We start from the raw sequence: 15,807 nt of genomic DNA, 5'->3' as shown, positions 1-15,807 counted from the left end.
CTAGCGCTCCTTGTGCGGAAGATAGGAAAGCCGCCCAAGAATGGCGTCTGCAAGCGCGGCGGGCAGCAGCGCAAGCAGCCGCATGCCAAACACGAGCAGGCCTGGAAACGCGATCTCCGCGCGCCGTGCATCGAGCTTGCGATGGATGTGAGCGGCCGCTTTCTCGGCGGTCCAGAGGAACCGCTTTTCACCAGGGAACACGTCGCTCATCGCCGTTTTGACGAAGCCAGGCAGCACGATCGACACGCGAATGCCGTCTCGCGCGAGCACCGGGCGCACCGAATCGCCCCATGCCTTGAGTGCAGCTTTGCTCGCACAGTACGCGGGGGAAATGGCCATGCCACGCAACGCGGCGATCGAACTGACAAGCGCGATATGGCCATTGCGGCGTGCGCGCATACGTTCAATGACAGGCAGCGCCGAATGCATCGCGCCGTAAAAATTGGTGTCGACGATCGCGGCCGCCCGTTCGAGCGCCTCCCAATCGTCGGCGTGCACCAGCGTGCTAGCTACGCCGGCGTTGGCGATCAACAGATCGATGGGATATGCGGCGTCGAATGTTTCGAGCCAGTGTCGCATTGCGGCAGCATCGCGGACGTCGAGCACCGCCGATAGCACCTTCGTACCCAACGCGCGACACTGTGTCACGCATGCTTCGAGGCGCTGCCGGTCGCGGCCTAGCAGCCCAAGCACGAGCCCTTCGCGCCCCCCTCGGGCATACGCGAGCGCCAGCGCGCGACCAATGCCCGCACTTGCGCCGGTAATAACGATATGGCGATGCGCAGCGCTACACATCGGCAGCCTCCAGGCGCGCGACGATGGCCGGCAAGGCCATCGAGATACCACTCTTCGTGTAAAAATCACCGTTGATCTGCGTGTGATGCACGACGTAGTCGAGAAATGCTTGATACAGAGCCTTGTCGGGTGCGGTACCGCCATGCCAGAACGCATCGAGCCCTCCTTGCCAGGTGAGGCCCGTCATGTCGTAAATCGCAGTGCCCAATGCGATCAAGGGGCAACCGTGATGCAGCGCGGATAGTCCCACCGTACTGTTCACGACGACGACGCCTTGCGCGCGCTCAAGCAAGGTCGGTAGATGCCCTGCGTCGATGAAATACACGCGATGCGCAATATCGAGTTCCTTGCAAAGGCGCGCAGTGAACATCCGATAATCGATCACGCCGGTATCGAGGGGATGATTTTTGACGACCAACAATGCGCCTGAAGGTGCGTGCCCGGCAAACGACCGTAGCACCTGCTCAATGGCAGCACGCATACCGTCGAACGGCGAGTGCACGACGACTTGCGCGTCCGAATTCAACTGCAGTGGGAACAGGTAATACGGGAACCCTGTCGCGAACACCGCGCGCGTGATTGTTTCCGCTTCGCGGTCGTGCCCTTTCTGCCGCATCGCACGCTGGGCGAGTCCCATATACTCGATCAACCCATTGTGTGGCCGATGACTTCGATAGTGAGGAAAACGCGCGAAGAATAATGAATTTGCTGCGCGATAACGGATATCGTGCCAAGCACGATCGCGCAGGTTATAACCGGTGGCCACTCCGAGGGGGCTCGAAGGTGTCGCAGCACGGCGCTCGATATACCAGTTGGGCTCGCGCGGCAACTTCGAGCGCCCATTGACACCGTAGCGCTCAAGCGTCAACCAGTGTGGCCGCACATAGCCTTCCTCGAATACATGTATACGGACTCCGGCGGCTTCGGCAAGAGCGTGGATCGGCCGATGGATCTCACGGCAGTCGCCGAACATCAGGACATCCGTGAAATCATGGCGCTCTATGATTTCACGGTACCAATTGCCCACTTCACTTGCTGCTCCGCTGTAATTCCAGGCTTGCTCGCGTCCGGCGTAAATCAGATCGCCACCGCAAAAGTTCACCCTGCGCACCGAATGCCTGCGAAGGTGCAGCGCATCAGCGATATGGCCAAAGAAGGGAGAAGCCGCGCCTTGCAACGCAAGGAAGGAACGACACATGTGAATGAAATTACGGCATAGGCGCCCCACCCCGAGCGCCGACAAGCACCCGACCGATGAACTCGTAGAGGTGAAACTACTTGTTATAGAAGATTTCGCTGGTCCAGCGATGGGGAAAGAGAATACCGCATAGCAGAAAAAATCAACATAGGCGACCCCAAAAAAAGAATCATGTGTTGGGAGATGGCTACATTGCTATTCGCTCGCTATAATCAGGCGATCACAGACTCATAATTCGCCGAGTGCGAATCGACACCAAGGGTTCGCACATATGCGCTGGTACAGCGCCTTTGACCTTCTCGCCACACTGCAAGTAATCGCGCCTTAGGTGCATGCAGCGCGGCCACATCAGCCTGGAATAGAGTTGGATAACGTATCTGGCAGTCTGGCGACCACGCCAACGGGAAATAATAATAAGCGCGGGATTGTTGCGAAACTGAAAGGCATCAATCGACTTTTCGCACTCACGGTGATTCTGCCAACAACACTCGCGGTGGCCTATTACGGCACCATCGCATCGGACGTCTACGTTTCCGAGTCGCGATTCGTGGTGCGCAGTGCGGAACGGCAAACGGAAACCAGCGTCGTCGGCGCGCTGCTTCAGGGCAGCGGGCTCACACGCTCACAGGACGATACATATCCCGTCATCGACTATATTGAATCGCGTGACGCACTCCGCGAGCTCAACCAGCACAACTATCTACTCAACGCATTCGCGAGACGCGGCGACATAGTGAGCCGCTTTCATACCAGTTTCGACAACAATTTCGAGTCGCTGTGGAAATATTACAACCGGCGCATCGTCGACGTCGAACTGGATACGACCTCCGGCATCACGACGCTTCAGGTCCGCGCCTATTCAGCGAATGACGCCACGCATATCAACGAAATGCTGCTGCAACTGGGCGAGCGCCTCGTAAACCGCATGAACGTGCGCGCCGCGACCGACACCGTGCAATTCGCCCAGCGTCAGGTGGATATCGCCGCTACCAAGGCGCAAGACGCGGCCGCAGCACTCGCCGCCTATCGCAACTCATATGCCGTATTCGATCCTGACAGGCAATCGGCACTCCAACTCCAGCAGGTCACCGGACTGCAGACGCAACTGCTCGCGGCCCAGACACAACTCGCACAGTTGCAATCGATTTCACCGCAAAATCCGCAGATTCCGGTACTCAAGATAGATATCGCGGCGCTACAGAAACAGATCGACGCAGCGACGGGGAATGTTGCAGGCAGTCACGACTCGCTTTCGGAGAAGGCGGCCAAGTACGCGCGCCTGCAACTCGACGCGCAATTTGCCGAAAAGCAGCTTGCAACCGCCATGGCATCGCTCGACAACGCACGCGCAGAAGCGGAACGAAAGCAGCTTTATCTCGAACGGCTCGTACAGCCGAATTTGCCGGATGTCGCTATCGAACCCAAACGGCTGAAGAACATTTTCGTGGTGTTCGCGCTGGGGATAATTGCATGGGGGGTGCTAAGCCTGCTCATCGCCGGCGTCCGCGAACACCACGACTAGTCTCTCAGACCCCGTCCATCGCTCGGCAGGGCACTCGCTACCTATCTGATTAATCGCAATGCAGCACTCGACACCTTTGACGCGCTCGTTGAGCATCCAGATCCGCGTCGTCAAGGCGCTACTGATGCGCGAAGTACTCACTCGGTACGGGCGGCACAACGTCGGCTTTCTGTGGATTTTCTTCGAGCCGATGATGTTCACGCTCGGTGTCACGGGACTCTGGACCATTCTCAAAGCGACGCACGGCTCGACCCTTTCCATTACCGCCTTCGCCGTCACTGGCTATTCGAGCGTACTGGTCTGGCGTAACACCGTGGGCCGCTGCGCGCTGGCGATCGTGCCAAATCAAAGCCTGCTCTATCATCGCAACGTTCGCGTAATCGATCTGTTTATTGCGCGAGCCTTGCTCGAATTGACGGGTGCCAGCCTCTCCTTCGTTTTCCTGACGCTCTTCTTCATGATGTTCGGACTGATGGAGCCACCGCACGACGTGGCAATGATGATCGCTGGATGGATCTATCTATGCTTTTGGGGCATGGGTCTGGGTCTCGCGGTGGGTGCGCTCAGCGAACGCAGCGAAACCGCGGACCGCATCTGGCACACAGTTTCCTATCTCATGTTTCCACTTTCGGGTGCGGTATTCATGGTGCAATGGCTACCGCCTGCGTTCCAGAAGGTGGTGCTCTTCATTCCTATGGTTCACGGCACCGAAATGCTACGCGGCGGCTATTTCGGAAATGCGGTGAAGCCACATTACAACCCGTTCTACATGGTCGTATGCGATCTGCTGGTCTGGCTCGTGGCCCTCATGCTCGTACGTGACGCGAGCAAACGCGTCGAGCCAGAATAGGCGGAGATTCAAAGGCTACAGGCTGGAGTCCGTTTGTGCCCAGCCTGTCCTTTCTTCGACAAAATCATCCACGCCTCTTGGCAAAGCGTATCTAACAGCAGATCACACGCCCGTCATTCGAAATGGCCGAGCATCGATCCCACCATCTTTGTGAGGCGTTCTGCGCCGCTCATAACGCCTTCAAGCTCGCCACGAATGCGCCCGCGCGAAATCGACTTGATGTCGGTCGTCGAAATGCCGATGGTACGCGGCAGGTAAACGACGCGGCAGACGTCCTGAAGATCGTCGAACTTGCCCGCCCAGTCGTCACCCATTGCCAACACAGATACATTCCAGCGACGAATGTCGTCGCGCTTCTGCTCCCACGAAGATTCCGCGAACACCTCATCCACGTAGCGCATTCCGGCGACGATCGCTGCGCGGTCTGCGAACGGCACAAATGTGTCTTTACCTTTCTGCGCATTGAATTCGTCGTCAGACACGCCGACGACCAGGCGTGAACCCAGTGCACGTGCGCCCTTGAGCAAGTTCAGATGACCTATGTGAAACATGTCGAACGTGCCATAGGTCAAAACGATCTTTTCAGTTTCAGACTCTGTCATTGCTGGTCCCCTTGCGCGGAAAACTCGCCTCCCGCTTTTGTTTAAAGAATTGTTCGATTGCTTTGACGCTCTTCTCAACGGAAGCCTCTTCGGCGCAGTCGACCCATTGTTTAACTCGTTCGCTACGTCTCTTCAGTTCCTGGCCGTCGAGACTGCCGGCCTTCACGCGCTCCAGCACGTACCCGAGTTCCTCAGGCTTGGCCCACTCACAGAAGTCCCAATCGAATTCGCTATGCGGTACCCGCAAGCGTCCTGCTCCGTCCATATAGCTCATGTCGAAATCCGGCACGAAATCAAGGGCGAGGCAAATCACTGGCTTGCCAAGCGAAGCAAATTCAATTGCCGTAGACGAAATGTCTGAAACGAGAACATCCGCGAGATGGTAATAATCGCTGATCGATTCCCCGGTCGCCGGCCGCAATATTCGATATCCAATTTCACGCAAGGTGTGTGCGAAATTCATATCGCCGTCATGTGGAATCGTGAAGACATTTTCATTCTTGTCAAACGAACGCAAATTAAAAATGCCACAGCGCTCGTCACCGTCGCTCCAACTAGGTGCGAAGAGAATAATTTGGCGCCCGGGATCGAGACCGAGTTTTTCGCACCACGCAGCTCGTGCCTGTGGTTCTATCTTGCGCGGATTTTGCAGCTTCGCGTAGCCCACCACTTCGCATCGGCCATCGAGCTCAGGGTACAGGCGCACAATCCGGTCACGCCAAAGTGCCCCAGGCATGAGCAGCAAATCATAGCGCTGGTAATGAGCTGCGTAGGTATACCGTTTGAGCGGCGAAACACCGTGCTCGAGATAAATAAAACTGCCGCGACAACCGGCGTTGACGAGTTTGATATAGGTCGCGGCCGAGGAAATGACATAGCCCGCAATCGAAGGATAGTCGAGAGCCGTGCGATGAATGGCGTCCGCACAATTCACAAATAGCACATTGAAATGCTCTGCCAGCATCCGTTTGTAGATCGGCTGGATACTATCTATTTCCTTGCGATCGTCAGCTACGAACAGCAAGATCGAACCGGCAGTAGAGGAATCGTGATGCACGAATTTTTCAGCCGGCTCTCGCCGATAAAGCTGAAAAGAAAGTTGACGATCGTCGTCGCCCTGTCCGTCCGCTTGCGGACACCAAGCACCATCGGAATTGAAGGTGACTTGTCGCGCGATGTGGCCAGTAAAGCGGATTTCGTGACAGCCGTATGCGTTGTCGATTACAAGTGTTTGCGTAACGTGTCCGTCGAAAACCGAAATGACACGCTGCTGCCCTGCCTGAAGATAGTTACATGCGAGATAAATAGTCACGTCGCCACAAACTACGATCTCGCTCGAACTCGACGACCAGCAAAAGTCGTCCTCGAGCGAATAGAAGCCGGTGCCGAAGCGCAGGCTTTCTCCAGATTCAAGAGGCCCATCGCCGATCACACCGCTGACCGCGTCGGCCGGGTGCACCAGACGGCTGACCGCAGGGCCGAGTTGTGTTGTCGTTTGCGCGGCGATCAGCGCGACAACGGCAACGCCCAGATCTTCAGGGCCGCGCAACAAGCCGCGAAAGTGGTCGAGCTCTTCTAGCATCGGCGCCCGGAACAACAGGCCACGAAACAATTGATGAATGCACTGGTCGACAATCCGTGAGAACACCGCGCGCTGGAGCGGCATGCTCTCAGCGAGCATGTCGAGTATGCCGGAAAGGTTTCCTTCCGACACAAAAGCTTCGATGAGTAAATTGCGGGTTGCAAGATCCACCGATTGCGTGCTCTTACTGATTGCGACTTCGGATATCTCGGTGTCGTGAAGCAACGACATCTGCTTCCGGAGCGCTCCGGAAGCCATGAACTGCAGGAGGAATGCAATCAAATCGCCATTCGTGGCACGTTCGATCAGGATGTCACGATGGCGACCGAAAAAAGCTTCAAAAGCCGCAGGGGATTCGGCGACTTGCGTCACGGCCTGCGCGAGTCCATCGCCTTTCGACTGCTCTACGAGCTCTTCAAGATGCTCGGCGTCGGGCGTCTGACCAGTCATCCCGCGATATACGTCTGCAATGACATCTCGAACAAAGTACCGGGAGACGAGCCGAGATAACATAGAAGACATTTGTGACATCGATGTTAATGAGAAATATTTCATTAACATAACAAATTTCTTGATTTTTGTCGCGACTTGTCAGCTATTCGCAACTCTTTGGAGCCGGAAACAGGGCAGTTTTTCAACCACTCGCCATCGTTCCTCTCGTGTCCCCCTGTCGTCACCGCAAAAGAATACCGCCCGATGCGAGCCGGTTGTCGAGCACGATGCTTTATCTCTGAGCGCATGATGCAGTCAGGCGGCCTGTGCGTCGTAGAACGCCATCGCCGAATCCACGTCATCGAACTGATGCAGGCGTCCGCTGACCAGCACGGCCGCACGCTGGCAATGCTCGCGAATATAATTTGAATCGTGGCTGACAATAATGAAAGCACGATCCTTGCGCTTGACGAAGAGTTCGTCATAACACTTCTCGTGGAAGCGTTTGTCTCCAACTGCCACCACCTCATCGATCAGATAACAATCGAAATCGATCGCCATTGAGATAGCGAAAGCGAGGCGCGCGCGCATGCCGGACGAGTACGTCTTGACCGGCTCGCGCAGGTAATAGCCCAACTCCGAGAATTCCTGAACAAAGGGCTCGACGGCCTTTGCGTTGCCCCCGTAAATGCGGCAGATAAAGCGCAAATTATCCATGCCCGTCAGGCTGCCCTGAAAACCACCCGAAAAAGCGATCGGCCATGAAACGCGCATGCGGCGGTCAATGCGACCCGAAGTCGGCAGTTCCGCGCCACTGATCATACGAATCAGCGTCGACTTCCCCGCGCCGTTGCGGCCCAGAATGCCGATCTTTTCCGAGCGCCCCACTTGCAGGTTGATGCCGTTCAAAACGGCACGGTGTCCTTGGCGCGTCGAGTAGGATTTGCGGACATCGCACAGTTCAAGCATGACTCGCCAACCGTTGCCACAATGTGGTCAAATGTGTTCGCGCACTTTTCGCCCCGTTCATCTGGCGGCCCCGGACTGGAAGAGCGGCAGTTGCGGAAAGCCATGCGAGAACACACCCATCAACCCCGGGGTACGCTTTTGTTTGTATTCCTCCGATTGCATCAGCTCGCGGATGATGGTCATCGGCTGGTACTTTGCAAACTTACGATAGTGCGCAATCCCAACGAGGTCGGGGCGGCGCTCGAGCACGAATTGATACGCGAACGCAACGAACTCATCCTCATTTAATCGTTGAGCGAAGCGCTCGATCAGCGGCTCGAACGGCGTGCAGTCGGTATAACGCTGATCGATCTGCGCAGCAATGATGGCCTCTGGAGTCGTGTGCGCAAGCTTCGGCGCCGCATCGAATTCCAGATCAGAAAAACCAATGCGTGTAAGTTCGTTCGCACTTACGGCGCATCGCACGCTAAGCGTATCCGCTAGCACGAAATGTTTCTGCGACAGCGTGATGTCGAATTTGCACCATCCATCGCGCACTTTTACCCTCGCTGCTTCCGCATCGAAACGGTCCGCTCGCGCGGCGGCCACGAGTGTCTCAGCCGCATAAAACATCAGGCAAGCACAGCGCGCACCTTCGGCGGGCACCGCCCAACCCTGGATATTCGAGCCCTTGATCGCCTTAACCTTGATAGTCTCAACTGCTGAATACATGACTTATCCTTCGTGAATCCAATTCGCTACGCACTCGTACGTGCGACCCCACGAACGCGTCTCGTAATCGCTCCAGATCTCTGAAAAATCGAGCCGGTCGAGAAATGTAATATTTGCCGCGAGTTCCGCTGCGTCGATAGCCGCGGCAAACGAATGCACGTCGGCGGGATCGAAGAAGAAGCTGCGCTCAGGATAGACTTCGGGCAGGCTTGATGTATTCGAGCAGACGACATATTTGCCCAGCACACCCGCTTCGGCCACGGGAATACCATAACCTTCGAAGAACGACGGATAGACGACGAATTTCGCCATCGAGAGCAAGGAAAGCTTTTGCGATTCCGAAAGGAAGCCCGAAAATTTCACGCGTGACACCGCATTTCGGTCAATCGCTTCCAGCCGCTTCATCAGACGATTCTTTTCGTCTAGCCATCCGTCGCGCCCCACAAAAATAATCTTGTACCGCGATAGGAAGTCAGGATATTTTTCGAGGAATTCGAAAATGATACGGCCATTTTTGCGTGGCTCGACCGTTCCGAGCACGCAGATATATGGCTCGACGTCACTCATATCGCGCATCGAGAGGACACTCGACAGCATTGCGGGATCGAGATCCACTCCGAGTGGCAAGACGCGCACATCCCGTTCATCGACGCCAAAATAATTAATCAAATCATGTGCCGTCGATTGCGACACACAGAAGTGCATCTGGCTACTTGTCACATCTCCCGCAAAGCGATTGGCGTGGTGATTGATGGTGTCGCGATTATGGAATTGCGGCGTAAGCAGTGTCGAGAAATCGTGGTAGATGACCGCTTCCCTACCGAACACGTTTCGCAGCGCTTTCATGTTCGGGAACAGCGCGTGCGAGCGAGCCGCTTCCGTGCGATTGAGTACACACCCGTCCAGCACACGGCGCTCAAGATAGCCGAGATGACCATCACCACGGCGCAGAGTCAGCAATTCGTCGACGATCTCGTTTTCAATCAAGATCGATTCGAAGACGAACTTCCACTCGATCCTTCTGTCCAGCCGCGCGCGGCTCGCTAGCGATGCGGAAACCACTGGAATGCCAGTCCAATGTTCTTCGAACATCGGTGCGATATCCATATAGGCGATGGGTTTCAAGGCGCGTACTCCATTTCTTTTTCTGCCGCAATACGTCCGCGCAGAGCTTCCTCTCCGTACTCGGCGCGCACGGTCTCGATCGCGTTGCGCGACAAGCGAAGATATGCTTCCCTATCGAGCTTGAACGCTACGTCAAGCGCGTCGCCAACGGCCTGCGCAGTAACGTGATTGATGCGAAAATTGTCGAACATCCCGTACTCCTGCCGCATATTGGCGGGAGACTCGGCGAGTTCGCTGTCGATTGTAATTGCGTTGTCCGATGTAATGTAATCGGCCATCGCGGTATGCGTGACTGATAGCGGCACACAACCGTGCGCCATTGCTTCCAGCAGCGGCAGATTCTGCCCCTCAGCTGACGACGTACATACATAGAACGAAGCGATGCCGTAAAGCGCGCTGAGTTGTGCCGAGGTAAGCGCACCGTTGTAGATCCATATCTGATTGCTCACATACGGAGGCACGAGTTCCGTTTCGTCTGCGATCTGGTGAGACAGCAGGCGCTGATTAATCGTCTCGTTCGTGTCGTCGGGCGAACTCGTCTTGATCAGCAAGATCGCGTCCCTGTCGCGCTCGGCGAGTCCGCAGAACGCCTGCAGCAACGGCTTCAGCTGCTTGCGCCTGTCGTGCGGATTGAGAATCGTAAGGAAGATGCGCGATACACGCCCTGAACCGACGCGGCGCACGAGATCCATTGTCGAGCGCGCGCGCGCCATTGCGTGCGCCGCGAAATTGGCCTGCAGGCGCGGAAAAATGCTCAGCGGCACCCAGCGCAGCGACTCCAGTGGTCGCGCGAGCGCGAGCGCGTAACCCTCCCGGTCGCGCGCAGGCTGGCGCTTCGGCAAGGCAACGGGCGAAGGCACGTAGCGCACGGGCTTTGAAACGAGCGGCGCCACGACCGAAACGGCAAATCGCGACGGCAACCAGATTTCGTCAAATGCGTTAAGCATACGCAGCCAGTCCTGGAACGGATGCGCTGAGACGTTTTCTGCCTGACTCGGAATGCGCGCGAATTCCCACGCGAAATGGATGATGTTGTAGCCGCCTTTGATGACGCGCGCGAGATGTGGCGGGGCGAAGCTAATATGTCTGACGCGCTTGCCGTCATTCGACTTAGGGACAGGGAAATACTCTGGATGCGCAACCGGTGAAACGTAATAGCCGAGATTTTCGAACGCTTCGACGAATCCATTCGCCGCGAACGCATAGGAATAGTTGGCCTTGCCGAGTTGCTCGCTGGCCGGTGCAGCCAGCGACGCGAGCAGGCCAGACGCGGCCGACGAGACGTAGTAATCGACACCCTGGTGATGCGTCGGATTACAATCGAGTACGCGACGCACGGGCTCGAGAAATTGCTTGATCTGCGAGGTCTGGACGAGATCACCATTCGCGCGCGCGATGCCGAGTGCTTTCGTGTAGTAGTCCGCCGCCTCCGCGAAGCGGCCCCGCACTTTCGCAAGATGCGCCATCTGCAAGCGATACTCGAGATCGCCATCGGCATTGTCGGAGGCACCGTAATAGTACGCCTCAACGCGCGACAGAAATCCAGCTTCCTTGAGCGCGTGTCCAAATTGCATCGATACGCCGGGATTGATCGGCGTACGCGATTCCTCAGATCTGAAATGCCGGGCCGCCATGGCCCACGCGCGCTTGTGCATCGAGTCCATCGCGAGCTCGACACTACCCCTCTCGTCGCTTTTTATTTTTCTGAATTTCCGCACAAATTTCCCCATAGCTTGGCCAAGACGGCGTGCAAATTCGCGATGCCCTTTACAGCAAGCGTCGCTGCTGTGAACTGCGCGATTGGCTCGTCGGACGACACACGTCATCGCTCACCGCGCACGCCGACTCGCGGTCGAAAGACACTGCTCGTATACGCGCTCAAGACGCTCCGCGTATATCTGTGGACTGAATAACATTGCCTGCTTCGCGCCTTTTTCTGCTTGCTCGACTCGCAAATTTTCGTTGGTGTCGATTGCCTTCAGGGCAGCTACGATCGAGCGACTGTTATAAGGATCGACCAGCAAACAGGCATCGCCCGCGACTTCGCGGAGACTGCCGACATCCGACGTGATCACTGGCGTGCGCAACATCATCGATTCGAGCACCGGCAGCCCGAACCCCTCGTAAAGCGAAGGAAACACGGTGGCCTTGGCGCCACGAATCACTGTCATCAACATCTCGAGCGGCAGATATTCAAGCCGGATAACGCGCTGACAAATGGCGGCCGGCAACTGCTTGAGCGTATTCAACAACGCGAGCTCTTCCTCCGATTTCCAGCCGGGCGCACCCACGATCACCAGCGGGGTCGTCAGGCGACTCGCAAGATAGGCCTCGAGGATGCGCCCTATGTTTTTTTTAGGCTCAATCGCGCCAAAGAAGAGAAAATAGCCCTTGTATTGCAGATTGAAGATACCCTCGAGCTCATCCTTCACGTCCACATCGCTTTTGCGCGCCACGACTTCGGGCAGTTCGACTGCCTGATACGTATTCGTGACCTTCCCGGGATCGGCGCCGAGAATCTCGATGATATCCCGCTTTGACGTCTCCGAAACAGTCACGATGTGATCCGCGGAATCCACAATCCGCTTGCATAGTGAATAATAGAGACGCTTGTTATCGAGCGTCGTCTGCGGCAGACGCAGGGGAACGAGATCGTGCAGTGTGTAGATATTCGCGACACGCTTCGCTCGAATCGGCAAAGGGTAAGTCCAATGCGCGATCAATGCATCTGGAAGATCGACGCTTGCGAACGAGCCAAACCAGCGGAATGCGCGCTGCGACCGCTTGTAGAGATCCGTACTGTTCCAAAGCGTATCAAAGCGTGGCAGCTTTGCGCGCTTCGCGTCGTACAACACGCTGCCACTCACCGGTATACGATCGACGCGACACCCTCCCGGCGCTGAAACTGCACCCGCGAGCATCTTTGGCACACTGGCCCAGCCTTGGCGCTTGCGCTTCGCGCCGTCGAAGAACGCCACTTCGCTCAAAAACTCGCTTTTCGAGCGCGTGCTTCGACCGCCATAGAGCAAGCCGACCTGATATCCGAGCCCCTTGATCGCGCCACATAGGTTGCGTCCATACGTGGCCACCCCCGTGCTCCTTTCGAGGCCCAAGTTATATCCATCGACAAAAATCGTACGCATCAGATCAGTTTTGAAATCCAGCTATGGGCACACTCCGCAACCTCCCAGTGACGCCCCAGAAACACCAGGAACGAGTTGCTTGGACGGCAGACGGCATGCACCCCATTGCACCACGCCAGGAGAGCCAGTCTCGATGTTGAACGCAACTGCATCAGGCGAAGTGCCCCCCCCAGCCGCGCAACCATTACTTGAAAGTTTGCACGCCGGTAATGATCGGATAGGCAACCGAGAACACGACATTCAGGAACTTTTGGACTTCGGCAATCGGCGCGTTGGATACGTACAACAGATCCCTGTTATCCATCATGAAGTTCTGGGCGACGAAGAACGAGGCCGGATCGCGCAAATCGACGCGATAGACAACTGGCACTTTGCCGTCGGCAGTGGTACGCACTGGCGCCGTCGGCCAATGGAGCGCGCTCGCATCCTCGAGACGGAAAATGAATACGCCTTGCGCATCCGAGCGGCTGTCTTCAAGGCCGCCGGCACGTGCCAACGCCTGGGCGAGCGTGATGCCTTGTGCCTCGAAATTGATTTCCTGATTCTTGCCTGCAGCGCCCAGCACCGTGAAGCTATATGGCTGAAACAGCGCCGTGACTACGTCGCCGGCATGCAGCGGAATGTTCTGCCGCGGATCACGAATGACCGTTTCGAGTGGTAGAGAAACAACCTGCTCACCTCGCGTCACCTGCAACGTGATCTTGTCGACTGGCTGCTTGACACCACCCGCTGTCGCAAGCGCATCAAGCAGGCGCTCGCCACGCGCCGACAACGGCATGCGTGTGCTACTCGCAACATCGCCCACAACGGTGACATAAGAAGTTTCGTTGCGCTCGAGCTTCACGAGCACTTGCGGGTCGTGCGCAATGCCTTTCAAGCGCGCGACGATCGCCCCCTGCAACTGAGTCGGCGTCAGCCCCGCCGCCCGAATCTCACCCACGAAAGGAATGGAAATCTGCCCATCGCCGTTGATTGTCTGGCCGGGCAGTTCCGTGACACGCGAATTGCTCGCACCGTAGCGGCTCGAATCTGACTGCGCAGCACCAAACAAGGTTGCGGGCGGAGCCTCCCAAATCGACACGTCAATAGTGTCGCCCACGCCGAGCTGTTGCCGGAAAGCCATGCTGTTGCCCAGCGCAGAGGCAAAATCAGCGCTACTACGCTCCGAAAAAAGTTTGCGCGCAACGTCATCGGTGACATCAACGATTTGTATGCCTTCAGGATTCGCAGCCGCACCGCTTCTCTCGACAGCAGCCCGACTCGGCCCGGAAGTCGGAATGGCCGAGCAACCCGACAGCGAAATTACGCTTTCCGATACCACAATCAAAATGGCCCTGCACAACAACTGACGCAACATTTTCTTTCTGATCGGTCATATTTTAGGTCTGGCAGAATTGTCTCATGTAATAACTTGGAATAGAATGAGATACGCAAAAAAACCACGCCGTATCCATGCAACATCTCTGTGCAGATCTACGCTGAACGTCGATGAGACCTTGAACCTGCTGTGCCGAAAATCCTCCTTGACGTCACACGCCTTTTGACGCGCCTCTATGACGGATTGTTGCCCACTGGCGTCGACCGCGTGAGTCTCGCCTATGTCGAGCGCTACGCCGTCAATGCGAACGCGGTCCTGAGTCAACGTGGTTATTCTTCAATCCTGTCGGAAACGGTGTCACGGCAAACGTTTGACATGCTTCTTTCTGCGCGCCGTGATCGGGCACGGATTATCGAGCTTTTCATTCGTGGGTATTTAGGTCGCTGCAGTCGCAATCAATTTACGAATGCATTTCTGCTCCATACCAGCCACAATGGCATGGAGAGCAAAAAGCTCTACCGGAGCATGACACGACGCAGCGTGCGGTCTGTCTTCATGATTCACGACCTGATACCGCTCACGCACGCCGAGTATTGCCGCACGGGTGTCGACGCAACCCACCGCAAGCGGATTCATACTGCGCTCAGACACGCGGACGGACTGATCGCCAACTCGCAGGACACGGCTGATGCGCTGGCGCGCGAGGCGCGCACGGTCGGACTCCCGCTGCCGCCAAGCGTCGTCGCACGGCTCGCGCCCGGCATCTCGTCGCACGCCGCCTTTCAGCGCCCTCTCGACGCGCCGTACTTCGTCATGCTCGGCACCATCGAGCCGCGCAAGAATCATTGGTTCATGCTTCACGTCTGGCGCCGCATGGTCGAGATGTATGGTGAGCGCACGCCCAAGCTCGTCATCGTGGGCCGCCGCGGCTGGGAATGCGAAAACGTCATCGACATGCTCGAACGTTGTGCGCCGCTGCGCGGCCACGTAATCGAACAAGCACATTGCAGCGACGCCGATCTGCATATGTGGATGCAGCACGCCCGCGCGCTGCTCTTCCCTTCCTTCGTGGAGGGCTATGGCATGCCACTCGTCGAGGCATTCGCCATGCGGCTGCCCGTGCTCGCGAGCGACCTCGGCGTCTTTCAAGAAATCGCTGGCGACATTCCCGACTATCTCGACCCGCTCGACGGGCCAGGATGGATTTCACGCATCCTCGCGTATTGCGACAAACAATCGCCAGAACGCGACGCGCAGCTCGTACGCATGCGCAACTTCCAGGAGCCAACCTGGAACGGCCACTTCGCGCGCGTTGATCAATTTCTGGAATCACTCGCCGCCGGATGAGCGATCCGTCTTTCGAAAACGTACGGTTCAGGCACGACACCCGGCACGAACAGCGCGCCCGGTCCGAGTCGGGTTTGCCAGCACTATGGCTGCATCGGCGCATGCATCGGCTTGCGGCGGCGCTCGCGCGCGCAGCAGGATCGGGGGCGCGCGTGGCTTGGGGCTCACCGTTCCCTCACCGACCTAACATCGATACGCCTCGTCTCGCTTGGT

General features: G+C 56.9%; 13 protein-coding genes. 3 read left to right on the top strand and 10 right to left on the bottom strand.

Features of this window, described 5'->3' with window-relative positions; all coding sequences use genetic code 11:
- Positions 1-795, bottom strand: a complete 795-nt coding sequence (locus BO1_RS15705) for an SDR family NAD(P)-dependent oxidoreductase (RefSeq protein ID WP_028218361.1) — start codon at positions 793-795, stop codon at positions 1-3.
- Positions 788-1,993, bottom strand: a complete 1,206-nt coding sequence (locus BO1_RS15700) for a capsule biosynthesis protein (RefSeq protein WP_028218360.1) — start codon at positions 1,991-1,993, stop codon at positions 788-790. Before BO1_RS15700 ends, BO1_RS15705 begins: the two co-directional genes overlap by 8 nt.
- Before the next feature lie 385 nt (positions 1,994-2,378).
- Between BO1_RS15700 and BO1_RS15695 the strand changes: the two genes are divergently transcribed.
- Positions 2,379-3,515 (top strand): hypothetical protein, encoded by a 1,137-nt coding sequence (locus BO1_RS15695; protein WP_407669953.1) that lies wholly within the window; start codon positions 2,379-2,381, stop codon positions 3,513-3,515.
- Positions 3,516-3,573: 58 nt separating this feature from the next.
- Complete coding sequence (locus BO1_RS15690) at positions 3,574-4,365, top strand: ABC transporter permease (RefSeq protein WP_028218358.1); 792 nt, start codon at positions 3,574-3,576, stop codon at positions 4,363-4,365.
- A 113-nt stretch (positions 4,366-4,478) separates the two neighbouring features.
- Here BO1_RS15690 and BO1_RS51290 read toward each other — a convergent pair whose 3' ends face one another.
- From BO1_RS51290 to BO1_RS15650, 8 genes are all read right to left on the bottom strand, one after another.
- Positions 4,479-4,967: an adenylyltransferase/cytidyltransferase family protein gene (locus BO1_RS51290; RefSeq protein WP_043285010.1), complete on the bottom strand. Its 489-nt coding sequence runs from the start codon at positions 4,965-4,967 to the stop codon at positions 4,479-4,481.
- Positions 4,954-6,999 carry a CDP-glycerol glycerophosphotransferase family protein gene (locus BO1_RS15680; RefSeq protein WP_167338352.1) on the bottom strand — a complete coding sequence of 682 codons (2,046 nt, stop codon included), beginning with the start codon at positions 6,997-6,999 and terminating at the stop codon, positions 4,954-4,956. The genes BO1_RS51290 and BO1_RS15680 overlap by 14 nt, the downstream gene beginning before the upstream one ends.
- Positions 7,000-7,296: 297 nt before the next feature.
- Positions 7,297-7,950 (bottom strand): ABC transporter ATP-binding protein, encoded by a 654-nt coding sequence (locus BO1_RS15675; protein WP_028218356.1) that lies wholly within the window; start codon positions 7,948-7,950, stop codon positions 7,297-7,299.
- A 57-nt stretch (positions 7,951-8,007) separates the two neighbouring features.
- Positions 8,008-8,661 (bottom strand): DUF4214 domain-containing protein, encoded by a 654-nt coding sequence (locus BO1_RS15670; RefSeq protein WP_028218355.1) that lies wholly within the window; start codon positions 8,659-8,661, stop codon positions 8,008-8,010.
- A 3-nt stretch (positions 8,662-8,664) separates the two neighbouring features.
- Positions 8,665-9,786, bottom strand: coding sequence for a glycosyltransferase (locus BO1_RS15665; RefSeq protein ID WP_043285008.1), 1,122 nt, complete (start codon positions 9,784-9,786; stop codon positions 8,665-8,667).
- The gene (locus BO1_RS15660) at positions 9,783-11,360 is read right to left on the bottom strand and encodes a glycosyltransferase (RefSeq protein WP_167338351.1); all 1,578 of its coding nucleotides are present in this window, start codon (positions 11,358-11,360) and stop codon (positions 9,783-9,785) included. Before BO1_RS15660 ends, BO1_RS15665 begins: the two co-directional genes overlap by 4 nt.
- Positions 11,361-11,615: 255 nt before the next feature.
- A complete protein-coding gene (locus BO1_RS15655; protein WP_245643810.1) occupies positions 11,616-12,875 on the bottom strand; it encodes a glycosyltransferase family 4 protein in 1,260 nt (419 codons plus the stop codon).
- Positions 12,876-13,113: 238 nt separating this feature from the next.
- Entirely contained in the window at positions 13,114-14,286 is a 1,173-nt protein-coding gene (locus BO1_RS15650) for a polysaccharide biosynthesis/export family protein (RefSeq protein WP_043285006.1), read from the bottom strand.
- 150 nt (positions 14,287-14,436) lie between these two features.
- Here BO1_RS15650 and BO1_RS15645 point away from each other — a divergent pair, with 150 nt between their 5' ends.
- Positions 14,437-15,594 carry a glycosyltransferase family 4 protein gene (locus tag BO1_RS15645; protein WP_028218350.1) on the top strand — a complete coding sequence of 386 codons (1,158 nt, stop codon included), beginning with the start codon at positions 14,437-14,439 and terminating at the stop codon, positions 15,592-15,594.
- Positions 15,595-15,807: the final 213 nt, after the last annotated feature.

Origin of the sequence: Paraburkholderia oxyphila NBRC 105797 (assembly GCF_000685075.1) — a bacterium.
Classification (GTDB): Bacteria; Pseudomonadota; Gammaproteobacteria; order Burkholderiales; family Burkholderiaceae; genus Paraburkholderia; species Paraburkholderia oxyphila.
The sequence above is the reverse complement of the archived record's forward strand: the minus strand, read 5'-3'. Positions and strand labels throughout refer to the sequence as shown.